Raw genomic sequence first — 23,340 nt, 5'->3', positions numbered from 1 at the left:
GGAGTTAAGGTGGAAAAACCTGTAGTTCTGGGCACCCTGGGTACCGTTTATGGCATCAAGGGCTGGCTTAAAGTGAACTCCTTCACCGATGTTGCCGAAGCGATTTTCGATTACAACCCCTGGCTGATCAATCAGAACGGGGTGTGGCGTGAACTCAAGGTCTCGGCCTGGAAGCGTCACAACAAGGGTCTGATCTGCAAACTCGATGGTATCGATGTGCGCGAAGATGCCCTGGCATTGACCAATGTCGAGATTGGCGTACCCGCCGATCTGTTGCCTGCGTTGCCCGAAGGTGAGTTCTACTGGCGTGACCTGATTGGTTGCTCCGTGGTGACCACCAAAGGATACGACCTGGGCAAGGTGACCGAATTGATGGAAACCGGCTCCAACGATGTGTTGGTGGTTGAGGCCAATGTAAAAGATGCCTTTGGTGCAAAGGAGCGGTTGATTCCGTTCTTGGAAGAGCAGGTGATCAAGAATATTGATCTGACTGCTCGAACAATCGAAGTTGATTGGGATCCTGGTTTCTAGTTTCCCGCGCTAACACGGGTGCCGGAGGTTTCTTATGTGGATTGGGGTTATTAGCCTCTTCCCTGAAATGTTCCGAGCCATTACCGAGCACGGGGTAACGGGTCGGGCCGTCAAGAGTGGCCTGCTGCAGATTGAGTGCTGGAACCCCCGGGAGTTTACCCACGATAAACACCGTACGGTCGATGATCGTCCTTATGGTGGTGGGCCCGGCATGTTAATGATGGTTCAGCCGCTGCGTGACGCGATTCATGCAGCCAAGCAAGCAGCGGGAGACGGGGCGAAAGTCATCTATCTCTCTCCTCAGGGACGCAAGCTGACTCAAGCGGGCGTAACCGAGTTGGCGACGAATCAGAAACTGATTCTGGTAGCCGGTCGATACGAAGGTATCGATGAACGCGTGATACAAACCGAAGTCGACGAAGAGTGGTCTATCGGGGATTACGTGTTAAGTGGTGGCGAGTTGCCTGCCATGACCCTGATCGATGCGGTTTCGCGTCTGGTCCCGGGGGTTTTGGGCGATCAGGCCAGTGCCGAGCAAGACTCCTTCACGGATGGCTTGCTGGATCATCCCCACTATACTCGGCCGGAGGTGTTGGATGGATTGGCGGTGCCCGAGGCGCTGACAAGCGGCAATCACGAAGTGATTCGACGCTGGCGTCTCAAGCAATCGCTCGGACGAACCTGGCAAAGAAGGCCGGAACTTATTAACAACCTAGCTCTGACTGACGAGCAAGAATCACTTCTTGCCGAGTATGTCCGCGAAGTGCGTGACAGCGTTAAGTAGAGTTTTCAGTTTATCCTAGGTAAGGAAAGACAATGAGCAAGATTATTCAGCAGCTTGAACAAGAGCAACTGCGTACCGACATCCCGGCTTTTGCCCAGGGCGACACTGTACGTGTTCAAGTTCGTGTTAAAGAAGGTGGTAAAGAGCGTCTGCAGGCTTTCGAAGGCATCGTTATTGCCAAGCGTAACCGCGGTCTGCACTCTGCTTTCACCGTTCGCAAGATCTCCAACGGCGAAGGTGTTGAGCGTGTATTCCAGACTCACTCTCCGCTGATCCACAGTGTAGAACTGAAGCGTCGTGGTGATGTTCGCCGCGCCAAACTGTACTACCTGCGCAACCTGTCCGGCAAAGCTGCTCGTATCAAAGAGAAGCTCAACTAATTCGATTCGAATTGGTGTCGGTATGTCGGCAAATAGCTCGACAGGTAGTGAAAAGGCTCGCCAATGGCGAGCCTTTTTTGTATCCGTCTATTGGCTCTCTGGTTGCCGTTACTGGATGACCCGTACCACCGAGTTGTCACGCCCGAAAGGGCCAGGCACATAGTCATCCGCTGCCCAGTCATTCTCGTAGAGGGTATCCCCTGCCGGGGTGATGAGCTGGTAGCAATATTCGAAGTACCCCGGGCCGTCGGTCGGCAGATTGAGGGTGGCTTTGAACTCGCCGCTCTTCATGCGTTTCAGCTCGACCGGTTGCCACTGGGTGAACTCGCCAATCAGCATCACCTGTTCCGCCCCTGCAGCCGCCTCTTTCTCTACTGCAAAGGTCACCTTGACCTCGGGCTTGGACTTCAAAAACTGTTTGATCAGTGGCATGACGCCTCCTTGTCTGTGAGTTAAAAATGGCTCCTGTCTATTTTTATACCACCATATGACAAAGATGTTGATAAGGCAGATCAAGTCGGCAAGGCAAAATAGTGTTGCAGCAAACTGTGGGTAAAGTCGATCTTGAGATAGAAGCCGCGCGGCAGGGTCATGATGGGTTGCCCATCGCGGCCGATGGCGCGAGTCAGCGCCTTGTTGTTGGCCGCCTTGGGCCGCAGTTGCATCACCTGGCCGTGGCGGGCGCTGATCTGCTCCACTTCTCCCAGCACTATCATGTCCATCAGCTCCTCCCAGTCCTGACGCAGTAGTCGATCTTCCTCTTCATTCGGGCTCCACATCAGCGGCATGCCGACCCGCCGCTCGCCAACCGGGATCTCGCGACTGCCTTCCACCGGGATCCAGAGCACCCGGGAGAGCTTGTTGCGCACGTTGGACTCCTCCCAGCGCTGGCCGCTGACGCCGATCAGCGGGGCGACGCAGACGAAGGTGGTCTCCAGCGGTTTGCCTTGAGGATCCACGGGGATCGTCTTGAGTTCGATCCCCAGCTCCGGGAAGTCCTGCTCCGGCTTGCTCCCTGCGCTGGCACCCAGTTGCAGCTCGATCAACTGACCGACCCACCCCTTGTCACGGCGCAGGTCTTTGGGCACTGCGACACCAGGCTCGGCGGCCAGCTGCGCCAGCGTGAAGCCGGCCATGGCATAGGCGCGGCTTAATAACTCCTGCTCGGATTGGGGATTGCTTGGCATAGTTGGCTCCATCTTGCTCGCCATATTCTAACAGGGGAGGATCCCGAGAAGGATCGCTGTTTTTATAACCGATCCTGAGTGGGTAAGATCAAATGCAGAGAATTTGGGAGCTATCAGCTCATCGTTATGATTTTAAAAGGTTTTGTCTATCTTATCGAGTATTGTTCCAGGTCTGGTTTGACCTCGAAATAGTTGTCCAAGGGTTTGTGCATGATGTTACACACAGTTATCCACAGAAATCTTGGATAAGTGGATGAAAGTGGGTGGAGTCGCTGATATGTTACAAAAAATTGTGAATGCCACCCCATTTTTACAGGGTAAACGGGGTAGATATTGTGCCACTCCTGTGGATAATTTCGCCGAGGTGGATCTTTGAGCAGTTGAACTTGTTCACAATCCGGATCATGGATCTGACTCTTGGTGGAACATGGATCTAGATCCAGTTGTTCTATCTCAAAATCATGAAAAATAATGATTTTTTATATTTTATGTCGCGTGGTGATACGGAGAGGCACTTTTCGCGTACAGTTAAAAAGTACTGTATATACCCGCTTGCTAACAGCTTTATGCACAGCCTGGGTGGGCAACTTGGGGGCGCGGATCCTTGGATTTGTTTATAAGTATGTTTGAAATTGAAAGTTATTCATGAAACAGGGGATTCACTCCTTGTTTGCTGCCACGGAGTGAATGTGGAACAATCTCCTTATAGATTCAGCCTTTATAAGGTGATCACGTGATTGATGGCGACGGATTTCGTCCCAATGTCGGTATCGTGATCTGTAACCGTGAAGGACAAGTGTTGTGGGCTAAACGCTATGGGCAGCACTCCTGGCAGTTTCCGCAGGGGGGAGTTGATGATGGTGAAACGCCAGAGCAGGCCATGTATCGAGAGCTGTATGAGGAGATTGGCCTCAAGCCCGAAGATGTGACCATCATGGCCACCAGTCGTAACTGGCTAAAGTACCGTTTACCCAAACGTCTTGTCCGCTGGGACAGTTCACCGGTCTGTATTGGCCAAAAACAAAAATGGTTCCTGTTACAGCTGAATTCGGGCAAGGAGTCGCGGATCCAGTTCGGCTGTCATGGCCATCCCGAATTTGATGACTGGCGTTGGGTCAGCTTCTGGTACCCGGTGCGTCAGGTCGTCTCGTTCAAGCGGGAGGTTTATCGCCGGGTCATGAAAGAGTTTGCCCCGCTGGCGATGCCAGTGCCGGCAGTGCAGGTCAACAAGAAGGATGGGCGACGCAATCGCGCCCGTTAAGGAGCACAGATTAGTTGTTAACGGAACTGAGACGTATCGTCGAGAGCATGGCCGAGGCCAACACCCTCGAGCAGGCCTTGCAAGCATTGGTGAGCCAGACCCGGCACGCCATGGCAGTGGACTGCTGCTCCGTCTATGTCTCGGAACCCGAGGTGCGCCGCTATCGCTTGGCGGCTACCGACGGCTTGGCCCCGTCCGCAGTCGGCAAGGTGACTCTGCCCTACGAGCAGGGCATCGTCGGTCTGGTGGGTCAGCGGGAAGAGCTGATCAACCTGGCTGATGCCCCCGCGCACCCCAGTTTCAAATTCCTGCCCGATGTCGCCGAAGAGGCGTTCCGCTCCTTCCTGGGCGCCCCCATCATGCACCAGCGTCAGGTGGTCGGCATTCTGGTGGTGCAGCAGAAGGAGAGTCGCCGCTTCGATGAGGGGGAAGAGTCCTTCATGGTCACCCTGGCGGCCCAGCTGGCGGCGCGGATCGCCCAGGCGCAAGCCAAGGGGTGGTTGCAGAAGACCGACTGGAGCAAGCCGTTGCGCGGTATTGCCGGTGCCAGCGGCATCGCCATGGCCAAGGCCTGGGTGTGGCGGCCCCGCAAGGCGCTCTCGTCCATTACCCCGCGCAAGGATGAAGACCATGCCAGCCAGCTGGCGCGGCTGGAGCTGGCGGTTGAGGAAGTGCGGCACGACTTGGAGAGTCTGGCGCTGCGTTTTCGCGAGAGCTACAGCCAGGATTCGGTGGCGATCTTCGATATCTACCTCCATCTGCTGAACGATCCCGGCTACATCAAGCCTATTCGCAACAAGGTGAGCAAGGAGCACTGGACTGCGGTCTCTGCAGTCAAGCTCATCAGCGATCGCTTGATCGAGCAGTTCAAGGGGATGAAGGATCCCTACCTGCAGGAGCGCTCCACCGACGTGAAGGATATTGCCCAGCGGCTGATCAGCCGGCTGGTGCAGAATGAACCTGAACATATCTCCATCGGCGAGCCGGTGGTGCTGGTTGCCGATGAAGTGACCGCCACCATTCTGGCGGAAGTGCCCCGCGAGTATCTGACCGGGGTGGTCTCGCTCAAGGGGGGGACCAACTCCCACGCGGCCATTCTGGCCCGTGCCATGGGGGTGGCCGCCATCATGGGGGTGGATCTGCCCCTTGGCGACATCGGCGGTCGCATGCTGGTCGTCGATGGCTACAGCGGTGATCTCTTTATCGAGCCCAATCAGGTGATCCTGACCGAGTATCGTCAGCTGCTCAATGAAGAGCGGGCGCTCGATACCCTGGTGCGCAGCGTCGACAACCTGCCATCCGAGACGGCCGATGGCACCAAGGTCTCCCTGCTGCTGAACGCCGGTCTTAGTGCCGATACCGAAATCTCGCTTAATCAGCTGGCGGACGGGGTGGGCCTCTATCGCACCGAGATCCCCTTTATGCTGCAGGAGAGCTTCCCCTCCGAGTGGGAGCAGACTGCCCGCTATCGCGGCATTCTGGAGACCTACCGCAACAGGCCGGTCTGCATGCGGACGCTGGATGTGGGCGGCGACAAGCCGTTACCCTATTTCCCCATCGTCGAGGAGAACCCCTTCCTTGGCTGGCGGGGGATCCGGATCACCCTGGATCACCCGGAGCTGTTTCTGGTACAGCTCAAGGCGATGCTGAGGGCCAGCGAAGGGCTGGACAATCTGGCCATCATGCTGCCGATGATCAGCAGCGTCAGCGAAATCAAAGCCTCCCGTCGTCTGCTGGATCAGGCGTGGCGAGAGGTGTCGGAAGAGGCGGCAAGCCGCGATGCGGTGATCCGCTACCCCAGCCTTGGGGTGATGATCGAGGTGCCCTCAGCCCTCTTTATCTTGCCGGAGATGGCGCCGCTCATCGACTTCTGGTCGGTGGGCAGTAACGACCTGACCCAGTACCTGCTGGCGGTGGATCGCAACAACTCCCGGGTTGCCAACATCTACGATGCCTTCCATCCAGCGGTGATCCGCGCCTTGCAACAGCTGGTTGATGCCTCCCATCGCTACCAGAAGCCGGTGTCGGTCTGTGGCGAGCTGGCCGGTGATCCGGTTGGTGTATTGCTGCTGCTTGCCATGGGCTATCGCCGCTTCAGTATGAACACCCACAACATCGCCCGGATCAAGTACGTGCTGCGTCAATCCACCCTGAGCGAGTTGACCGAACTGATGGCTGATGGCCTCAAACATGACAATCCCCACGTGCTGCGCGGCCTGTTTGCCCGCTATCTGGAGGAGCATGGTTTGGGCGGTTTGCTGCGAGCCGGTCATAAATCGAAACAGAGTGATTGATAATCATGCCTTGTCCCTGCTGACGAATGATCGGAAAATGCGGCTTTTATTTTGACTGGGGCCGCATATGCAGCACGATGGATATTGGGTTTTCTCGCAGATTGATCCCGTAGCATTCAGTTTGGGACCACTATCGGTACGCTGGTATGGTCTCATGTACCTGTTCGGTTTCGCGTTTGCCATGTGGCTTGCCGGTCGTCGCGCCGATGCGCCGAACAGCGGCTGGACCCGCAATGAGGTGTCGGATCTGCTGTTCTACGGTTTCCTCGGGGTGATCCTCGGTGGCCGTGTCGGTTACGTGCTGTTCTACAACTTCGATCTCTTCCTTGCGGATCCCACCTACCTGTTCAAGATCTGGACCGGCGGTATGTCGTTCCACGGTGGTCTGATCGGGGTGATCACCGCGATGATCTGGTTTGCCCACAAAACCAAGCGCCACTTCTTCACCGTGGCCGACTTTGTGGCACCGCTCATTCCGTTTGGTCTCGGCGTTGGCCGGATCGGTAACTTCCTCAACGGTGAGTTGTGGGGGCGGATCACCGATGTGCCCTGGGCGATCATCTTCCCGGAGGCGGGTCCCGAGCCGCGTCATCCCTCCCAGCTTTACCAGTTCGCGCTGGAAGGGGTGGTGCTGTTCATCATCCTCAACCTGTTCTGGCGCAAGAATCCGCCGCGTGGCGCCATCTCCGGCATGTTCCTGCTGTTCTACGGTCTGTTCCGCTTCCTGGTGGAGTTTGTACGCCAGCCGGACAGTCAGCTCGGTCTCTACTTCCAGGAGATCAGCATGGGCCAGATCCTCTCCACACCGATGATTATCGCCGGTGCGCTGATGATCTGGGTTGCCTACAAGCGTCCGCAGTTGTTCGGTAATGCCATGAAGGAGGCGAAATAATGCGAGCTTATCTCGACCTGATGCAGAAAATCCTCGATGAGGGCACCGTCAAGTCAGACCGTACCGGCACCGGTACTGTCTCCCTGTTCGGCCATCAGATGCGCTTCAATCTGGCGGAAGGTTTCCCGCTGGTCACCACCAAGAAGTGCCACCTGCGCTCCATCATTCACGAGCTGCTCTGGTTCCTCAATGGCGATACCAATACCGCCTATCTGAAGGAAAATGGCGTCAGCATCTGGGATGAGTGGGCCGACGAGAATGGCGATTTGGGGCCGGTTTACGGTGCCCAGTGGCGCTCCTGGCCTGCGGCTGACGGGTCTGTCATCGACCAGATCCAGAAGGCGGTGGATGACATCAAGCACAACCCAGATTCGCGCCGTATCATCGTATCTGCCTGGAACGTGGGTGAACTGGACAAGATGGCGCTGGCTCCCTGCCACGCCTTCTTCCAGTTCTATGTGGCGGACGGCAAGCTCTCCTGCCAGCTCTACCAGCGCAGCTGTGATGTCTTCCTCGGACTGCCGTTCAACATCGCCAGCTACGCCCTGCTGACCCACATGATGGCCCAGCAGTGCAATCTGGAAGTGGGTGACTTCGTCTGGACCGGCGGTGATGTGCACCTCTACTCCAACCACATGGAGCAGACAGCCCTGCAGCTCTCCCGCGAGCCGCGCCCGCTGCCGACCCTGGTGATCAAGCGCAAACCTGACTCCATCTTCGACTACAAGTTCGAGGATTTCGAGATCGAGGGTTATGACCCCCATCCCGGTATCAAGGCGCCCGTCGCCATCTGATAGCAAGGCGCCTCAGGGCGCCTTTTTTATGCAGTTAAATAATTGAAAATTCATTTTATTGATTAATAAGACGGTAGGCAGAGACGAGGAAAAACCTGCTTATAGCAGATATGTTCTATTTTTCCTTCGGTTTTTTCGTTGTATTGAGCAGCAAGAAACGATTTTCTATTGGTTGTTGCAGGAGATAGACTCAAACCAAAGCAATACGGTGGAAAATTTAACCATGAGTGACGTAATCAAAAAGTTCCTGAAGCTGGAGGCCGCCTCCGGAATAATTCTGATCCTGGCGGCCATGCTGGCAATGATTTTAGCCAATACCGCGCTGGCTGGCGGGTATCAGGCGTTTCTCGACACGCCGGTGCAGGTGCGCATCGCGGCCCTCGACATCAACAAGCCGCTGCTGCTCTGGATCAATGACGGCTTTATGGCGATCTTCTTCCTGCTGGTTGGTCTGGAAGTGAAGCGTGAAATGCTGGAAGGGGCGCTCTCGACCCGGGTTCAGGCGACCTTCCCGGCTATTGCCGCGGTTGGCGGCATGCTGGCTCCAGCACTGATTTATGTCTTCTTCAACTACTCGGATGAAGTGGCCCGCGCGGGTTGGGCGATCCCGGCTGCGACCGATATCGCCTTTGCCCTCGGGGTGATGGCGCTGCTTGGCAAGCGGGTGCCGGTGAGCCTCAAGGTCTTCTTGCTGGCGCTGGCGATCATGGATGACCTGGGGGTCATCATCATTATCGCCCTGTTCTATACCCAGCAGCTGTCGCTGGAGGCGCTGGCCATCGGTATGCTGGCAACCCTCACTCTGCTTTGGATGAATCGTCGTGGTGAGGACAGGATCAGCCTCTATATGCTGGTCGGTTTGGTGCTCTGGGTTGCGGTGCTCAAATCAGGTGTTCACGCAACCTTGGCCGGTGTGGTGGTGGGCTTCATGATCCCGATAAAAGGCGTGCGCTATGAGTCTCCGCTCAAGCATCTGGAGCACTCACTGCATCCCTGGAGCGCTTACCTGATCCTGCCGCTGTTTGCCTTTGCCAACGCCGGGGTATCGCTGGAGGGGATTGGTCTCTCCTCCCTGCTTAGCCCGGTGCCGCTGGGGATCATGCTGGGGCTGTTTATCGGCAAGCCGCTCGGGGTGTTCACCATCAGCTGGCTGTCGGTCAAGCTGGGCATCGCCCAGTTGCCGCCCGGCGTTAACTTCAAGCAGATTTTTGCGGTCAGCATTCTCTGCGGTATCGGGTTTACCATGTCGATGTTTATTGCATCGCTCGCCTTCGAGCATGGCGGGTTGGACTACGGCAGCTACTCTCGCCTCGGCATCCTGGTTGGGTCCACCCTGGCAGCTGTAGTGGGTTATCTGGCTTTGCGATTGGCACTTCCCAATAAAGATGGGGACCAGAATGCGGAGGGGTTATGAGAAAGCAACTGTGGTTACTGACCATATTGGCTAGCCCTGTGGTGTGGGCTGGCGGTTTTGAAGAGTGTCGGCAGGATGCCGCCTCGGCGAACTGCTCTGCCTATTTGAATGGAGTGGTAGACAGCGCCCTGCTGCTGGGGGACAAGCAGGCCAAGGCTCGCTTCGGCGAGACTTTCTCCGAGCGGGCGCTGAGCAGCCGGGCTGGCGAACGGGTCAAACACTCCAACAAGCGTTATTGCGCTGACCGGATGCCGGACAAGGCCCGCCTCAAGGCCAGCCTGATGGAGCAGTTTGGCGCGAACAAGGTTGACTCGGTCAGCGACATGTATGACATTCTGGCGGTTGAACTCAGCTGCTACCGGAGTCCGCGCACAGCGGGAACCCCATCGGATGTCACACCTTAACTACAACCATCTCTAGTGTTTCATTGATTTATTGTTGTTTAAATTCAATGGTTTGTGGTTGTTGCTTTGGTTTGTGGCGGCAAAGTGGCGGCAGGGTTTTGGCTCTGCCGCCACTTTGTTTCTCACTCGATATCTGTCGATCACCCTCCCGGCGTCTGGGAAATAGGCTTACCTTCTCCCCCTTGATGGCGACAGCGATTCTGGTGATCGGTGTCCTGGTGTGTCCACATCGATAGCCACTCCGGCAAGCGTGACCGGACACAATTTATAAAAAACACGTTTTCCGTGAGCGCGTTCACTCCCGCCGCAGGCTGGCTCCCCTCGCTGCAAAATTGCAGTTCTCAGATCACCCCAAAACAAGTGCAAGCCATTGATAACAAATGGCTAAACACCAATGCCGCCGCCGCGCTGCGATCGTTCAAGATCGTCCCAATCCCCACGGAAAACACGTACACCCCAGCAAAATCAACAACTTGCATTTTTACACCTGCGTAAATCTGGTGGCGATAACTGAAAAACAGTGAAAAAAAGATCCTTCTTTGCAGATCCTCAACGCGCCCCAGATCCTTTATCTGGCGCGGTCTGGGCATATGGTTTTGCGGTAATCCACTTTTGCAAAAAATTTTATTGATGCGGCGCGCAGGCGGGAGCGGAAGAGCGCGGATTCCGTGACGCAGACGCCGCCGTGGGCTTCTCTGCCACGCGCTGGCGGCTGTGAGCGGTGTGGATTCCAAAGCTGCTCTGTTCCAGTTGTGAATAATCGTGGAATTTCACAACGAACAAGGCCAGCTCGAAAGCTGGCCTTGCTGGATTTTTGCATTGGTCGGTGGACTAGGGTCTGACCGCCGCGAGGATACCTCCTCAACCTCCCTCTGTTTAAGTTTGACAGGCTCAAGTCCACATCCTGTTCAAACCGATCCGGCCCGCTTTGGTGTCCGGCTGCTATAGGTTCCCAGTGAATATAACACAACTTAGATGGCGTTCAAGCTGTCGAAACACGGCACGAGACTGCCGTTAGTATGAGTACGGGTACTCATACTAATTAAAATCAGAAAATGCTAGGTAATATATTGATAATTAACGTGATCTTGTTGATTGGTAGTAACTGTGACCTGACAACACTGTGCGTTACTGGTTTGGCTCGGCGCTAATGAAAACGCATAGGTACCATGAAATTAAGTGATTGAAAGTAAATGGAATCTTGTAAATATCAAGCCGATCTCGTATGCGTCAGTACAAATGATGCCTGTTCAGTCCATTTCAATTTTGGAACCCACAAGCGGCCCTGTGCTTCACGTATGATGTGCTCCTGCCTGATGGCGCCCCTAACATGCGGCGCCCTTCCCTGGCCATGCTCAGGCGCTGTCAGGCAGATAGAAGAAGGCCCCGCAGATGCGGGGCCTTCTTCGCTTGGCTCGGTGGGTTATTCGATGATGGGTGAGAGGGTGGTGGCCAGCACTCCTGCCTGCTTGCTGTGGCCAGTGAAAGCCTCGGCATTGGTTGGCCCTGGCCCACCGTGGTTGTGGCTCGCGGCGGTGGCGGCCAGCTGCTCCACTACGTTCATCAGCTGGTTGAGCAGGCGGAAGATGTTGATTCCCTCGGTACCCATCCACGAACGTGGCGCCTCGAAGTGCTGTAGCTCACCGGCCAGAGCCTTACGAACCAGCGTGATATCCTCTTCCAGATTGCCGCCTGTGGTGGTGCTCATGTTGCCAGCGCTGCCCAGGATCATATCCTCGGCCGTCAGCAGCTCGATATCCCCGAGCGCCTCGATGCGCTTCATAGCCCCGACTACTTCCACGCTGTTGGCCAAGACGTTCAGCTGGTGCTGGCCGAACTCGCCCAGGTACTCGTCGGCCTCGCGGATCATCCGCAGTGCCTTGTCGTGCTGGCTGCGGTCAGTGTGGCGGGTTTGGTTGCCCACGGTATCGGTACGGCTGAACACCTCGGCCCGTTGCTGTTGCAGCTGCTCGCCCGGCTCGATATCTGGCAGCGGCCAGCCAGTGCCCAGGATGGTTCGAATGAAGGGGCGATCGGCCCTACCGAAGGCGAACCCCAGTTCTACCAGCGACCCCTCGACCGGGAACTGCAGCAGCCCCTGCTCAGGCCCGCCGAACATCACCGGCAGCGGTACGGCGCGATAGAGCGGCGTCTGTTCATCCGGCTTGCCATCCTCGCCCAGCAGTTGCACATCCACCGCATAGCGCGGGCGGAATGGATCATTGAGCTGGCCAAGGACTGCCCTGTCGCTGATTGCCTCGACTCGCCCGAACTTTGGCAGGTGCATCTTGTCGGCCAGCTCGGGGAACTCCCCCTCCATCTTGCGGCGCTCTGGCGACTTGACCGGTTTATCCGGGGTTGCGGTGGTGAGCGTCATCTCATCACCCTTGAGGCGCACCCGCACCACCCGCTGACCGTTGACGATGGCCCCCGGGCGCATGGCCGGGATCGGTGCTGTGGTGATGGTGTTGCCAGCCTGACGGGCAGAGAAAGCCGGATCAATCTCGACCGGCCGACCCGCCCAACGGCTATGGGCATGACTGCCCACGAAGATTGAGCCATCCGGCTGTTGATGCCAGATGAAATCCGGTACCGAGAATGCGCGGCCCGCGTTGTTCAGCAACTGATAACCGGTGCCCGCGCTGGTGAAGTTGGGGATCTTGGTGTCGGTGTAGTCCACCCCATCAGGTAGCAGGAAGGTGAGGCTGGTTTGTTCAGACAACCACGCCAGCACGCTGCGCAGGGTTGGGTGCTGGATGCTGATAGGGAACCGGCTACCCAGTACCCCCGCCAGTTCACGGCACATCAGTTTGCTGGCGCCGTTGGCGGCTGGTTGCACATCATAGACATAGCCGGTGAACCAGCGGCGCAACTGGCTGTTATAGCCAATGTCCACGGTCATCACCTGCCCCTTGCTCGCTGCCCCTTCAATGGTCATCGAGGCGCGGCCACCGGCTGACAAGTCCAGCACCATGTCATGGTCTACCAGGTGACGCTGCTCGCCACCTACCGTCATATTGGTCGCAAGTTTCACGCCATTACATCTCCCAGCTTGTCATCCAGCCACTTGACCATCCTTTCCCATGAGCTCAACTGCTCTTGCTCTGTAGTGGCTGCTGTTGGGCTGGCTGTATTGGCTGTCGATGCGTTCTCAGCTCCCTGCCCTACAGTCACTTTTGGCTTTGGCTGGCGCTGCTCTAGCTTCTCCGGTACCGAGTTATGCTCGCGCAAGGTGAATTGCACCTGCCACGCCAGCAGCCCCTCCTGCTCGTTGGCGGTGATGCGCCCCGCGAACTTGGCCTGGCGCACTTTCACCCCCTTGGCCAGCAGCGAGCCGACCCGGTAGATATGGCGCTGCCCGCCGTCTTGCTTGGCTGCGGCAAGCTCAAACAGCCTGTTCAGGGTCTGCTCATCGTTGAACGGCACCAAACCAGACACATCGAGCTCCTTGGCCTTCTCCCCCTGCTCCGAGCTGCTGGTCGAGCTGGTTTGGCCGCTGTTGTCCTTGTCCTGAAACTGCATCGATGCAGAGATCCGCATCGACTTCATCACAATTGGCTCACCGTCCAGGGTGAGCATGGCTGTCCGGCTCATTTGGTTAACTCCTGCCAGTAGGTGAGCGGCTCAGGGGAGAGCAGCAAGGCGCCAACGGCGTAGCTGTGGTCAGGGTGATCGCTTCCCTTCAACTGGGCTGCAAGGCTCGCCGGATCGCCATAGCCGTGCCAGCTCCACATCTTGCCGGCCAAGCTCGGCTTGGTGGCCAGCTCGGCGTCCAGTTCTTCGATGCGGGCGGCTCGTTTGCTGGTCAGCGCGGCCAGCTTGGCGCGGGTGGTGTCCGGTGATGGCGAATTGTCCTCGCTCTGCTGCAATGCCGAGCGAGCGGAAGAGACCAGCAGGTGACGTCGCAGCGGATCCCAGATCAGCGGGTCGCCCGCCTTCCAGCGCGGCACCATGGCCGCTACCGGCTGGGCCATCATGTCGTTCTCGGCAGTGATGCGGCGCATGGTGGCACACCACTCCGGCAGCGGCATCACAGCGCATACCTCAGCCAACTTTGCAGCCAGCTCCAGCTCGCTGTTTGCGGTTACCAGCCACGCCACTGCATGGAGCTGGCCAGCAGGAAGATGGTGATCAGCCCCATCCTGAAGTTTTTCGGCGATGCGCTTTATTGCCTCATATGAGGAAAAAATACCACTACCTTCATATGAACAAAAAAAACAAGAATAATTACGCATGTTAACTTGTCTGGCCTTTTACTCACCGAGATACAAAATAAGAAATCTCATTGCTTAAATTTTCACCCAAAATGAATGATAGGGGATGACCAGTTAATACCTTCGATGTTGTTACATCAACCAAATTATCTATTTTTATTGAAATCGATCTATCATGATTCACTTTAACAGTAAAGTTATGCATGCCGATCGAAATTTCATTTAAAACTGTAGTCTGACCACCCCACAAATCCACTATCACATTGCCACCAATTTTCTTAATTGAAAGCCATGGTGATGTAGACCCAACAACAGGTGCAATTTCCAAAAAACACATGTCATCAGCTAACACGTTACACCTAAATTCAATAGTGTCACCTGCCATTATCGAACGCTTAAAATCTCTACCTCTCCGCGCCGGTGGAAAGCTTTCACCGACACAACTCACATTCCTAGGCAACAGAGTAACACCAGAAAATGACATTTTACCCGTGTCACTAACTAACCCCATACTAGTGTAAATACCAACTAAATGCAGACCAGCATACAAATTGCAAACATCTGGAGAAATAACAGACCTGTAATCAACAGCAATACCATTACTCTGATCCATCATCCCGCTAAATTCTTCAGACTGTATTGAATTGTCGTGCGTTGCCATGACAAAGCCGCCATCAATCCAACTAAGACAATTAATTCCGATTACAGTCCGATCAGTTGGGTTATCCAAAACAACAGGTATATTTATTTTTTGATCTGAATCATCAGAACGGCATATTATGGTATTACCATATCTACTATCAGACACCTGCAAAAAACGCTCATTGCTAAATGTGTCACTGTAGTTAACGTTAGAAATCCCAAACCCGTCAAAATCATCACGCAGAGATCCATAAGACAATAATGGCATTGCCAAATTACGCCCGACCATTGCATACCCTTTCTTGCTAGGGTGAACACCGTCAGGAGTTAGATCACTTGCCTTTACACTTCTCAGCGTCTTCTTAAAAAAATAATAGTTATCAACTAAATCTACCTTCATTGTTTTAGCAACACTTCTAATTGCATCGACAAATGAAGGCAATCTAACATTTGCCTTCTCAGTAATCCCACCAGATACAAAAGTAGTGTTTGGCGTAACCAATACAGGAACCTTTCCATATTTCCTGCAAGTATTAACAAATAATTTCAAATTTTCTGTAAATTCCGCCGTGTCTGATCCAAACGAATTGCAGTCATTTTGTGCGTGGTTACAGTATACTATTTTTGAATCTGATTTTTTCATTACATCATCAAATGTTTCACGGTAACCATCCAACCCATAAATCATAGATTTAAGGCTTCGTCCAGGCATTGTCTTGTCAACAATTTCAGGAGCGTTTTCTCCATATACGGCATATAGAGTAGACCTCAACACAACAGCTGGGTTCTCCTTTTCAATTTCTGATGCGTTACCACTCACAGAGCCTGCAAAGGTAGAGTCTCCATGCATTTCACCCTTGATCTTAATTCCATCATTAATCATTCCTTTCAGCACAGAGCAATCATCAAACATGATGTAATCTTGTGTTTTTAAATATTCAACATCTACATGTTTTGCCGCGCCGCCAACTAAATCCACCCCATTATCTTTAGATAGCTGGCCCCTTAGAGTTTCAAGATTTTTTTGCTGCCAATCAGATTTATTTTCAGGCAGTTCATCTTTATCAACAAATTTCGGTAACTGGCCACCCCATGAGTACACCTCTCCTTTTTTTTCATCTAGTAATACCTGCTTCTTATTCTCGATAACGTGTTCAGATCCAAACTTTCCTATCAGGTCTAATCCCGCCTCCGCCATTGAGCGTATCCACAGAGCAAAAGTGTCTTGTATAGCTCCTGAGCTACCGCCTGCACTATCCCCTCTGACATCCTCGATGGTGCTGTCAGCCAGTATGGATCCCAGCTTTGCCACATAATGCTGATATCCGTTGCTGTCTACATGGTCTGTCAGATCCGCCACGCTGGTGATGATGGTGAAGTGGTTCTGGTGTTCTGATAGCAGCGAACCGGCTCGATACGCATCGACCCAGACGCCGATTGGCTTGGTGCCAGGGTGGATGACCTCCGGCGCCTTCAGTTCGACCCGCAGGCCGCCGACGATGGCCACGCCCTTGGTGACCTGATAGGCGCCATCCTTCTCGACCACCTTGAAGCCGTCACCGATAAAGGTGTGATGGCCATAGAGATCGGCCTGCAGCTGGCGGATATCTTCATCCATCCCGCGCAGGCGGGCGGCATAGTCAATCTGCCAAGTGCCTGCATCCACATTGGTGATGGTGGCCTCAGCGGCCTGGTCGTAACCCATCAGCATCGACTTGACCAGGGAGTTACCGGTCTGGCCGGTAGTCTGGTCGGTCTTGAGCTTGGTCTCGCGCCCTTTGTAGACAATCATCCCGATCACCCCGTTCTGCTTGTTGCGCAGGTACATGGCGTTGAACGAGAAGTCGCCGACCGTGGTATCCATCACGATGGTGTAGGCCACCGCGTTGTTGTTGATGCGGCCGCGCTGGTCCACGTTCTGGCGATGCACGATCTGGCTCTGCGGCGGCAGGCCTGTTTCCGGATCGATGGGGGAAGTGATATCCAGATTGGGGATATCAGCCAGGATGAACTCATCCATCACGACAGGCTGCTCAGTGGTCAGGCAAGACTGCCAATATTGTTCGAATGCGTTGGTAATGACCTGGCTCATCATGACTCCTTGCGGGGCAGGGTGGCCCCAAAAACGTGTTGAATGAAATGGATGTGACCGACCCGCAGGTAACCCTTGCAGGCTGGTTTATTGAGGGTGGCGGCGAATACCTGATGTCCCATGTCGATACGACCTGCATGCAGATATCCCATCGCCGGATAGAGCACCTGGAAGCGGTAACGGCGGCAGGTGCGGCCGTAGTGCTGGATCAGGGTCTCCATCAGTTGCTGGTTTTTAGCCATAGCTCTATCAGCCACCTCGATGGTGATAACGTCCCACGGGGTGCCGTCCTGTCGCTCATACAGTTCGCACCAACCGATGCCAAGACGTTCAAAAATGCGCTTGAAGCCCGCTACCTCTCCCGAGTCCTGAGCGTTGATAAAGGCGAACTTGACGCGCTTGCGGAACAGGGTGAGCGGCTCCCCCTTGAAGCGGGTGATATCGCGCTCCCATGCCAGCAACGCCAGCATGGCCTCTGAACAGGTCAGCGGGTCTTGTTGCGCCAACGGCTGCAACAGCCAGCCACGCATCCGGCGCCAGAACGCCATGATGCCCTTGGCCAATAAAGCGGGTTCCTTTACCCCATCAGCGATGGTCTTGCCATCCTCCCACCACGGCGCCTTACTCTCCGGCAGCTCTGGCGCCAGTTCTTGATGATTGAGCTCGTTGGCTTTAGTCATTGAGCGTCACCTCGATGGTGGCCAAGCGCGGGATCTCGAGACCAGAGACGATATCCATCTCGGTGAAGTGCAGGCTCTCGATCTCGGGAAATGCTTGATGGAGCTCGCGCCCCAGCTGGCTCAGTGAAAAGCGTGATTGCGGCCATGTGCGGGTCACTGCCTGGTAGTCGGCTGATTGCCGGAATGCCGCCTGGATCAGCAGCTTCACCTCGCTGACCAGCGCCAGCCGCTGCTCAGCGGCCAAGTTCTCGACCGGCCACAGCTCAAGGTGCAGGGAGTGCTCGGTTTCCGGCATGGCCATCACCTGCAGATCATCCCCGTGGCCGTGGTTGCCCTGGTTGTTCACGTAGTCATTGAGCTTTTCGATCAAGCTGGCGGGAGTGGTACCCACCTCCAGCAGGATGAAAGCGTTGGCGGTACCCGGCCCCCGCGGTGCATCGTGCTCGAAGAAGATGTGATCGGCGCGAATGCCCGCCACGCTGGCCAGCATGGAGCGGTAAATGGCATCGATGTGATAGCGACCCACGGCCGAGAACTGGTTCTTGATGCGCAGGCCCAGCGCGTCATTGCTCTCGGCATCGGCGCCCTGGGTGGTGATCCACTCCTTCTCGGAGTTTCGCGCTGACAGGATGCCGGTGATCGGCTTGCTCAGCAGGTTGTAATAGCCTGGGGCCAGATTCCATGCCACCCCGGCGAACTCGGCCTCGCAGACGACACGCGCCACCGCTTCACCCGCAGGGCTCACCACCGCCTGCACCGGCTTGACGCGGTAGATGGTGCCGTTGATGCGCTCAGTGGTGACCCACACATCATCCGGGATCGTGGTGGCCTCTGCCGGATTCACCTTGGTGAAGCTGACGATTCCCCTGGTCTTCTGGGCTGGCTTGCGGGTCAAGTCCACATCCCATGCCTTGAGATCCAGATAGCTGTCGGTCGCCGTTGCGGCAAAGCTGGCAGGCAGCACATGGCCCGCCAGCAGGATACGGATCAGCCACAGCGCCGGAGTGATGACCACGGCGCGCACCAGCCGCCAGAACGGGCTCACATCGCTGTCGTTGGTGATGAGCGAACCGGCGGCCTCCACCTCCTTCTTGAGCTCGACCTCCATGGCCTCTTCGGTTGTCGGTACCCCACTTTTTGCCAGCAGGGCCATAAAATCCACGGTTGGGCGCAGGTTCACAGGGTTACCTCCAGATCGCCAAATTCATAAGTGCGGGCGGTGACCAGGATGCGGTCGGGGGCCTCTTCGCTGATCACGATGGTGCCGGGGATCAGCCGGGTGTCGTTCTCGACCAGCAGCTCGATTTCGGTCATCACATCGGCGCGTAGAGTTGGGCTGCGCTCGCCGATCAGCTTGCTGGCCAGCCCGGACTCCATGATCCGGTGCTTGATGTCCTGACCGATGCTGTGGCGGTCTTGGGTGTAACGGGGTTGGCCACCGGCATCCAGCTGCCACGCCCCGTCTACCACCCAGATATCGATATATTTGGGGTCGCTCATCACGGGGTCTCCAGCCATGCGTTTTCGGCCATCTGCTCAGGGGTCATCGGGTTCTGGTTGTGCATATGCACTTCCCCGATGCTCAGGACTTTGGCCGGTTTCTGGTTGGCGTTGGTGGCGGCCGCGTTGGCCTGGATCAGCTGCTGGCCAATCCCACCCGATGGGATGCTGCCGCCCCCTTCGCGATAGCGAACGAGCGGGGCATTGATGTTGTCAGGGTTCGGCAGGTTCAGATCAGGCATCGAGCCCGCTTCGATGTTGACGCCCGGGATCATGTTCAGCTTGTCGATCAGCCAGTCGATGGACTTGCCGAGCAACTGGAACACACCCCAGTCAGAGAACGTCTTTTTCAGGTCGTCCCAGTAGTAGATGACCGCCGCCACCGCTCCGATCAGCAGCGCGATGCCAGCCACGATCAGGCCGATTGGGTTGACAGCCAGGGCGATGTTGACTGCCAGCAGAATAGCTCGGAAGGTTGCCAGCCCTGCGTTAAGCAGGCCGAGCGGGGCTGTTATCAGTGACCAAGCGATACCCAGCCCCAGCGTCGCCATCTTGGCAACCCCGGCAACCAGCATCCACGTGCCTGTGACCATGCTTAAGCCAACGATGGCCAGCGCGGCATAGCTGATCACCTTGGTCAGGTTCGGGAACAGGCTCGTCCAGCGCAGCACATCGTTGGCGCCATCGGCAAAGGCTCCCACCACGGCATTGATGGCGGGCAGCACCACCCCGAACGCGGCGGCACGGATGGCGAACCACGCCTGTTCGACCCGTTGCCACTGGTCAGTCATGGCGGCTGCCATCTGTTCGGCCTTGCCCATGCCGTGGGTGTTGGCCAGCGCGTTGATATTTACTCCCAGCGCCTTGGTGTTGGTCATCAGCAGTTTGATCATGTCCACAGCCATATCAGAGCCAAACGCCTTTTTGAGCTCGCCGCCCTCTGCAAGGGTGATGGTGTCGCCATAACGCTGCTTGAGTTTGTCGAGAATATCTAGCACCGGCAGCATGTTGCCGGCCGAGTCGGTGAACTGCATGCCGAGGGTTTTCTGGGCACCGCCCACCCCCGCCAGAAACGCACTGAACTTGGTGCCTGCCTCGCCGCCGCTCATAGCTGATTGCAACATGCCGAGCACGGCAAACTGCTCATCCATCGACACTCCAGCTAATGTTGCAGATGCTCCAATCCCTTCGAAAGCATCGGCCATTCCCTTACCGGTGGTTTTGAACATCTGTACCGCGGTAGCGGTCTTTCCTGCCAAATCTTCTATCCAGTTGGCTCTCCCCATGGCAGTGGCCTGCTGCTCGAAGATGCTGTACATGGTGCCCATGTAGTTGGTGATGGTGGCGGTGTCGGCCTTGGTAGCTTTGGCCAAGGTGGTGGAGGCGCGGGTAAAGGCGGGCAGCTCGTTGCCTTCCAGCCCTGCGATCGCGGATTGGATATCGTATGAGGAACGGACAATCTCGGCGGCAGATTCGCCGTACTTCACTGATAGTGAGAGGGCTTCGCGCCCCAGTGCGCCGAGCACATCCTTTTGCACATCGAGCGAGGCCACTTCCCCCAGCGCCCTGTCCATCTCGATGGCCGGGCCAAGGGCTGACTGGATCGCCATGCCACCGGCGGCCACCGTGGTGGCCCCCATCGCCATATTGCTCCAACCCTGACGACCGGCCTTGCTGACCTGGTCAATTTGGGCATTGATTCCTTGCAGCGGCTTGGTGACCTGATCCACCAAGGCCACCTGCATCATCAACTTTTCCATCCAGGCCATAGGTCGCTATCCGTTGAATGCTTTTACGATGCCCTCGGCCACAGCGGCGGCGTTGGACTCTCTACTGTGCTTGTCTAACCAGATGGCGCGGGCGAGGTTATCGAGATCGTCATCTTCGTGTGGCAGGTAGTGGCGCCGCAGCGCCATCACCTGCTCAATCGAATTGCGCTCGATGGCCTCGGCGCGCGCCGTCAGTTTTTTACGGTGATTTCCAGTGCAGGTACGAACTTCGAATTGATGGCTCCAGCCAGCTGCATGGCGGCACCCGGCATTTTCAGCAGCTCATCCAGATCGTCCTTGCTCTCCTGGCAGACGATCTTTTTCAGATAGTTGTGGGTCGGTGCCACCTTGTCATTGGGCATCATGCCGTTGAGCAGGCTGTTATAGGCCACCATGGTGGGGGCGAACTTGAGCTCTTTACCGGCTACTTCAAGGGTGATGATTGGTGTTGCCATTAGTTGTTTTCCTCTTGTTCAATCCAGTGGTTCAGGGTGTTGATTTTGGTTTGGCAGCGGCGCATGGCCGTCTGCAGGGTGGGGATAAACCGCACGGCATCGCCGTAGGTCGCCCCCGTGAACTCAGGTTCCGGGCAGTTTGGCACCAGCCCCGGCGGCGGTAGCCGCTTGACCACCTTGGTTTGCACCACGGTTGTTGGCTGGCTGGAGCAGGCGCAGAGCGCCAACAGGCAGAGGCTCACTAGCGCAGTTCGGGCGGCCTTCCGGGGGCGTGGCCAACGCTTGTTGCAGTTCATCGGCGGTCTTCCTGTTCTGTTGATCGAGATCGGCCAAGGCGGCGTTCTGGTGTTCAAGCAGGGCGCGCAAGCCCGATTCCTTCTTCGAGAGAGTTTCGAGGTCTTCGGCCATCAACTGGTTAGCCAACTGCAAGGTGCTGATGGTGCTGTCGGCATCAGCCAGAGCCTTGGTGCGTTCTTTTAGCACCCCATAGCCTGCTCGTATGGTTACCAGCAGGACCAGCACCAGTACGAACAGCACGTTGGAGAACAACTCCTTGATGATGTTCATGCTTCACCCATCGACAGCTGGGCCGGAGTACCAACAGGCAGATCACCCACTGGCAGCGGCTCATTGAGCGGCCAGCGATAACTTGGCTTTCTGCTGAGCGGAAACTCTCTCACGTTCACGGCATCGTCTTGGTTGCCACCCAGCACCAGCAAGTTGCCAGAGGGTGACTGTCCGACCACGAAGCCCACATGGCCGCCGCCGTCACGGCTGAACACGACCACACAGCCGAGCACCGGGCGATCCAGTTTTTCGCCCCAACCCAGATAGCTTTTGGCGCTCTCGAAGCGGGTAGACTGGATGCCAACCCGTTCCAGGCAAGCGCCCACGAAGGCGGCGCACCATGGGGTTTCATCGTCTTTGATGCCGCCCCGCTTGATGGCTTTCCACATGTCCAGAATTTCCTGAGCATGCTTCGACCCTTTGATCTCTTTCAGGCCCAAGAACTTGCGAGCCTCGTTAATCCAGCGCAGAGCCATCAGCCCTCCTCCTTCTTGTTGAACACCAACTTGGCCCGCTCGCGGATGATGTCTATCCCGAGCAGCCCCACCATTCCGCCGATAAGGGGGGACGCCTCATAGGGGACGCCCAGCAGAGTGGTACCGGATGAGGCGGCCAAGGTGATCAGGCCGCACATGGTTGATTCGATCAGACGGCGGCGCCCGCTGCCGCCGTCATAGGTGATGCGCATAAATGAAATGCTCAACGCCAGCAGAGCCCCGGAAACGGCGGGCCAGTTGTCCATCAACCAGGCCAGCAGGGCGGCCCAGAGGGTGGGGTCTTTGTTTGGCATAGGGTTCATATCCCGTTCTCGTTATTGTCCGCGCCGTTCGGAGCGGCTTTTGCAGCTGACGCACAGGCGCACACCCGGCACATGCTGGCGGCGCGCTTCCGGGATCGGATCGCCGCACTCTTCGCAGTGGTGAAGGCTCTCGCCCTGGTGGTGACTGCGGCCGAGCTGGTTATCCAGCTGGGCCGCCAGCATCCGCTCGGCGTGTTGGGTGGCACGGTCGATCAGATCCATCCGTTAGCCCTTCATGTGGCGGGTGTCGTCTTCGGAGAGGTACGGCACGCCATCGATGTGGATGAAGTCAGGGGAGGTAACGAAGCCCTTGATCTTGTTTACCGCCTTGCTACCACCCTTGGGGTCGAGATCGAGCAGGTCTGCGATCAGCAGCTTCACGCCGAATACTTCCACCTTCATGGCCTCGTCACCGGTGTCGGCGTAGAACAGCACATCTTCCGGCTTCATCCCGCGCCAGCTACCGGCCCGCTTGGCCGCATCGCTCAGTAGTTTGAAGTTCTTGGCATCGAGCTCGAACTCCAGCTCGGCCGCCACATCACCATCGATATAGCCGTCAGGGATGCCACGGGTCTGGGCCACAGCGCTGTTGTCGGTGATGGAGAGGCTGGCCTTCTCGACGTGCACCATGGTGCCCATCAGCTCTACGTCAAAGCTCTGGCCTGAAATGCGTCTGGTCAT

General features: G+C 56.4%; 28 protein-coding genes. 9 read left to right on the top strand and 19 right to left on the bottom strand.

All coding sequences use genetic code 11. The annotated features are described in order from the left end of the window. The first annotated feature begins 9 nt into the window (after positions 1-9). From rimM to rplS, 3 genes are read left to right on the top strand one after another with little or no spacing between them, the layout of a single operon-like run. Positions 10-531, top strand: coding sequence for a ribosome maturation factor RimM (gene rimM / locus ACW5W8_RS01530; RefSeq protein WP_498626101.1), 522 nt, complete (start codon positions 10-12; stop codon positions 529-531). 34 nt (positions 532-565) lie between these two features. Beyond that, positions 566-1,315: a tRNA (guanosine(37)-N1)-methyltransferase TrmD gene (gene trmD, locus ACW5W8_RS01525; protein WP_005340400.1), complete on the top strand. Its 750-nt coding sequence runs from the start codon at positions 566-568 to the stop codon at positions 1,313-1,315. Between the two features lie 32 nt (positions 1,316-1,347). Next, positions 1,348-1,695: a 50S ribosomal protein L19 gene (gene rplS / locus ACW5W8_RS01520; RefSeq protein WP_005313505.1), complete on the top strand. Its 348-nt coding sequence runs from the start codon at positions 1,348-1,350 to the stop codon at positions 1,693-1,695. Positions 1,696-1,803: 108 nt separating this feature from the next. On the opposite strand, the gene ACW5W8_RS01515 is transcribed toward rplS, so the two are convergent. Both ACW5W8_RS01515 and mutH read right to left on the bottom strand, forming a co-directional pair. Continuing rightward, positions 1,804-2,127, bottom strand: a complete 324-nt coding sequence (locus ACW5W8_RS01515; protein WP_498626100.1) for an isoamylase early set domain-containing protein — start codon at positions 2,125-2,127, stop codon at positions 1,804-1,806. 80 nt (positions 2,128-2,207) lie between these two features. Further along, on the bottom strand, positions 2,208-2,882 hold the full coding sequence (gene mutH, locus ACW5W8_RS01510; protein ID WP_498626099.1) for a DNA mismatch repair endonuclease MutH: 675 nt from the start codon (positions 2,880-2,882) through the stop codon (positions 2,208-2,210). Positions 2,883-3,615: 733 nt separating this feature from the next. Here mutH and rppH point away from each other — a divergent pair. The 6 genes from rppH (at position 3,616) to ACW5W8_RS01480 (ending at position 9,941) form a co-directional block, all read left to right on the top strand. Then, a complete protein-coding gene (gene rppH / locus ACW5W8_RS01505) occupies positions 3,616-4,143 on the top strand; it encodes an RNA pyrophosphohydrolase (RefSeq protein ID WP_005340421.1) in 528 nt (175 codons plus the stop codon). Between the two features lie 14 nt (positions 4,144-4,157). Next, positions 4,158-6,437 carry a phosphoenolpyruvate--protein phosphotransferase gene (gene ptsP / locus ACW5W8_RS01500; protein ID WP_236356670.1) on the top strand — a complete coding sequence of 760 codons (2,280 nt, stop codon included), beginning with the start codon at positions 4,158-4,160 and terminating at the stop codon, positions 6,435-6,437. A gap of 67 nt (positions 6,438-6,504) precedes the next feature. Next, positions 6,505-7,329: a prolipoprotein diacylglyceryl transferase gene (gene lgt, locus ACW5W8_RS01495; RefSeq protein WP_197928713.1), complete on the top strand. Its 825-nt coding sequence runs from the start codon at positions 6,505-6,507 to the stop codon at positions 7,327-7,329. Further along, positions 7,329-8,123 carry a thymidylate synthase gene (gene thyA / locus ACW5W8_RS01490; protein WP_005340427.1) on the top strand — a complete coding sequence of 265 codons (795 nt, stop codon included), beginning with the start codon at positions 7,329-7,331 and terminating at the stop codon, positions 8,121-8,123. Before lgt ends, thyA begins: the two co-directional genes overlap by 1 nt. 223 nt (positions 8,124-8,346) lie before the next feature. Further along, entirely contained in the window at positions 8,347-9,537 is a 1,191-nt protein-coding gene (nhaA, locus tag ACW5W8_RS01485) for a Na+/H+ antiporter NhaA (protein ID WP_498626098.1), read from the top strand. After that, positions 9,534-9,941 (top strand): hypothetical protein, encoded by a 408-nt coding sequence (locus ACW5W8_RS01480; RefSeq protein ID WP_498626097.1) that lies wholly within the window; start codon positions 9,534-9,536, stop codon positions 9,939-9,941. Before nhaA ends, ACW5W8_RS01480 begins: the two co-directional genes overlap by 4 nt. 341 nt (positions 9,942-10,282) lie before the next feature. Here the strand turns inward: ACW5W8_RS01480 and ACW5W8_RS01475 are convergent, their stop codons facing one another. The 17 genes from ACW5W8_RS01475 to ACW5W8_RS01395 form a co-directional block, all read right to left on the bottom strand. After that, positions 10,283-10,675 carry a hypothetical protein gene (locus ACW5W8_RS01475; protein ID WP_498626095.1) on the bottom strand — a complete coding sequence of 131 codons (393 nt, stop codon included), beginning with the start codon at positions 10,673-10,675 and terminating at the stop codon, positions 10,283-10,285. Between the two features lie 689 nt (positions 10,676-11,364). Continuing rightward, a complete protein-coding gene (locus ACW5W8_RS01470; protein ID WP_498626094.1) occupies positions 11,365-12,975 on the bottom strand; it encodes a hypothetical protein in 1,611 nt (536 codons plus the stop codon). Beyond that, positions 12,972-13,535: a baseplate complex protein gene (locus ACW5W8_RS01465; RefSeq protein ID WP_498626093.1), complete on the bottom strand. Its 564-nt coding sequence runs from the start codon at positions 13,533-13,535 to the stop codon at positions 12,972-12,974. The genes ACW5W8_RS01470 and ACW5W8_RS01465 overlap by 4 nt, the downstream gene beginning before the upstream one ends. Further along, a complete protein-coding gene (locus ACW5W8_RS01460) occupies positions 13,532-13,993 on the bottom strand; it encodes a hypothetical protein (RefSeq protein ID WP_498626092.1) in 462 nt (153 codons plus the stop codon). The genes ACW5W8_RS01465 and ACW5W8_RS01460 overlap by 4 nt, the downstream gene beginning before the upstream one ends. Positions 13,994-14,198: 205 nt before the next feature. Continuing rightward, complete coding sequence (locus ACW5W8_RS01455; RefSeq protein WP_498626091.1) at positions 14,199-16,892, bottom strand: SGNH/GDSL hydrolase family protein; 2,694 nt, start codon at positions 16,890-16,892, stop codon at positions 14,199-14,201. Then, complete coding sequence (locus ACW5W8_RS01450) at positions 16,889-17,569, bottom strand: phage tail protein (RefSeq protein WP_498626090.1); 681 nt, start codon at positions 17,567-17,569, stop codon at positions 16,889-16,891. The genes ACW5W8_RS01455 and ACW5W8_RS01450 overlap by 4 nt, the downstream gene beginning before the upstream one ends. Further along, positions 17,562-18,749 (bottom strand): baseplate J/gp47 family protein, encoded by a 1,188-nt coding sequence (locus tag ACW5W8_RS01445; protein ID WP_498626089.1) that lies wholly within the window; start codon positions 18,747-18,749, stop codon positions 17,562-17,564. Before ACW5W8_RS01445 ends, ACW5W8_RS01450 begins: the two co-directional genes overlap by 8 nt. Next, positions 18,746-19,069: a DUF2590 family protein gene (locus ACW5W8_RS01440; protein ID WP_498626087.1), complete on the bottom strand. Its 324-nt coding sequence runs from the start codon at positions 19,067-19,069 to the stop codon at positions 18,746-18,748. Before ACW5W8_RS01440 ends, ACW5W8_RS01445 begins: the two co-directional genes overlap by 4 nt. Then, a complete protein-coding gene (locus tag ACW5W8_RS01435) occupies positions 19,069-20,838 on the bottom strand; it encodes a phage tail tape measure protein (RefSeq protein ID WP_498626085.1) in 1,770 nt (589 codons plus the stop codon). The genes ACW5W8_RS01440 and ACW5W8_RS01435 overlap by 1 nt, the downstream gene beginning before the upstream one ends. 6 nt (positions 20,839-20,844) lie before the next feature. Next, a complete protein-coding gene (locus ACW5W8_RS01430; protein WP_498626084.1) occupies positions 20,845-20,985 on the bottom strand; it encodes a DUF6890 family protein in 141 nt (46 codons plus the stop codon). 44 nt (positions 20,986-21,029) lie between these two features. After that, positions 21,030-21,293 (bottom strand): putative phage tail assembly chaperone, encoded by a 264-nt coding sequence (locus ACW5W8_RS01425; protein ID WP_275930766.1) that lies wholly within the window; start codon positions 21,291-21,293, stop codon positions 21,030-21,032. Beyond that, positions 21,293-21,535, bottom strand: a complete 243-nt coding sequence (lysC, locus tag ACW5W8_RS01420) for an Rz1-like lysis system protein LysC (protein ID WP_498626083.1) — start codon at positions 21,533-21,535, stop codon at positions 21,293-21,295. Before lysC ends, ACW5W8_RS01425 begins: the two co-directional genes overlap by 1 nt. Further along, positions 21,417-21,860, bottom strand: coding sequence for a hypothetical protein (locus ACW5W8_RS01415; protein ID WP_498626082.1), 444 nt, complete (start codon positions 21,858-21,860; stop codon positions 21,417-21,419). Before ACW5W8_RS01415 ends, lysC begins: the two co-directional genes overlap by 119 nt. After that, a complete protein-coding gene (locus ACW5W8_RS01410; RefSeq protein WP_498626081.1) occupies positions 21,857-22,336 on the bottom strand; it encodes a TIGR02594 family protein in 480 nt (159 codons plus the stop codon). The genes ACW5W8_RS01415 and ACW5W8_RS01410 overlap by 4 nt, the downstream gene beginning before the upstream one ends. Beyond that, positions 22,336-22,650, bottom strand: a complete 315-nt coding sequence (locus ACW5W8_RS01405) for a phage holin, lambda family (protein WP_429194532.1) — start codon at positions 22,648-22,650, stop codon at positions 22,336-22,338. Before ACW5W8_RS01405 ends, ACW5W8_RS01410 begins: the two co-directional genes overlap by 1 nt. Positions 22,651-22,671: 21 nt before the next feature. Continuing rightward, entirely contained in the window at positions 22,672-22,881 is a 210-nt protein-coding gene (locus ACW5W8_RS01400; protein ID WP_139695768.1) for a TraR/DksA family transcriptional regulator, read from the bottom strand. Between the two features lie 3 nt (positions 22,882-22,884). After that, positions 22,885-23,340: a phage protein gene (locus ACW5W8_RS01395; RefSeq protein ID WP_429194534.1), complete on the bottom strand. Its 456-nt coding sequence runs from the start codon at positions 23,338-23,340 to the stop codon at positions 22,885-22,887.

Source organism: Aeromonas aquatilis, assembly GCF_054052405.1.
Note: the sequence above shows the minus strand (reverse complement) of the source record. Positions and strands in the feature narration are given on the sequence as shown.

Coding starts and splice junctions, on each gene's coding strand:
- trmD (WP_005340400.1), top strand. CDS start 566: ATGTGGATTGGGGTTATTAGCCTCTTCCCTGAAATGTTCCGAGCCATT.
- rplS (WP_005313505.1), top strand. CDS start 1,348: ATGAGCAAGATTATTCAGCAGCTTGAACAAGAGCAACTGCGTACCGAC.
- ACW5W8_RS01515 (WP_498626100.1), bottom strand. CDS start 2,127: ATGCCACTGATCAAACAGTTTTTGAAGTCCAAGCCCGAGGTCAAGGTG.
- mutH (WP_498626099.1), bottom strand. CDS start 2,882: ATGCCAAGCAATCCCCAATCCGAGCAGGAGTTATTAAGCCGCGCCTAT.
- lgt (WP_197928713.1), top strand. CDS start 6,505: ATGCAGCACGATGGATATTGGGTTTTCTCGCAGATTGATCCCGTAGCA.
- thyA (WP_005340427.1), top strand. CDS start 7,329: ATGCGAGCTTATCTCGACCTGATGCAGAAAATCCTCGATGAGGGCACC.
- nhaA (WP_498626098.1), top strand. CDS start 8,347: ATGAGTGACGTAATCAAAAAGTTCCTGAAGCTGGAGGCCGCCTCCGGA.
- ACW5W8_RS01480 (WP_498626097.1), top strand. CDS start 9,534: ATGAGAAAGCAACTGTGGTTACTGACCATATTGGCTAGCCCTGTGGTG.
- ACW5W8_RS01465 (WP_498626093.1), bottom strand. CDS start 13,535: ATGAGCCGGACAGCCATGCTCACCCTGGACGGTGAGCCAATTGTGATG.
- ACW5W8_RS01455 (WP_498626091.1), bottom strand. CDS start 16,892: ATGATGAGCCAGGTCATTACCAACGCATTCGAACAATATTGGCAGTCT.
- ACW5W8_RS01450 (WP_498626090.1), bottom strand. CDS start 17,569: ATGACTAAAGCCAACGAGCTCAATCATCAAGAACTGGCGCCAGAGCTG.
- ACW5W8_RS01440 (WP_498626087.1), bottom strand. CDS start 19,069: ATGAGCGACCCCAAATATATCGATATCTGGGTGGTAGACGGGGCGTGG.
- ACW5W8_RS01435 (WP_498626085.1), bottom strand. CDS start 20,838: ATGGCCTGGATGGAAAAGTTGATGATGCAGGTGGCCTTGGTGGATCAG.
- ACW5W8_RS01430 (WP_498626084.1), bottom strand. CDS start 20,985: ATGGCGCTGCGGCGCCACTACCTGCCACACGAAGATGACGATCTCGAT.
- ACW5W8_RS01425 (WP_275930766.1), bottom strand. CDS start 21,293: ATGGCAACACCAATCATCACCCTTGAAGTAGCCGGTAAAGAGCTCAAG.
- ACW5W8_RS01415 (WP_498626082.1), bottom strand. CDS start 21,860: ATGAACATCATCAAGGAGTTGTTCTCCAACGTGCTGTTCGTACTGGTG.
- ACW5W8_RS01410 (WP_498626081.1), bottom strand. CDS start 22,336: ATGGCTCTGCGCTGGATTAACGAGGCTCGCAAGTTCTTGGGCCTGAAA.
- ACW5W8_RS01405 (WP_429194532.1), bottom strand. CDS start 22,650: ATGCCAAACAAAGACCCCACCCTCTGGGCCGCCCTGCTGGCCTGGTTG.
- ACW5W8_RS01400 (WP_139695768.1), bottom strand. CDS start 22,881: ATGGATCTGATCGACCGTGCCACCCAACACGCCGAGCGGATGCTGGCG.
- ACW5W8_RS01395 (WP_429194534.1), bottom strand. CDS start 23,340: ATGACCAGACGCATTTCAGGCCAGAGCTTTGACGTAGAGCTGATGGGC.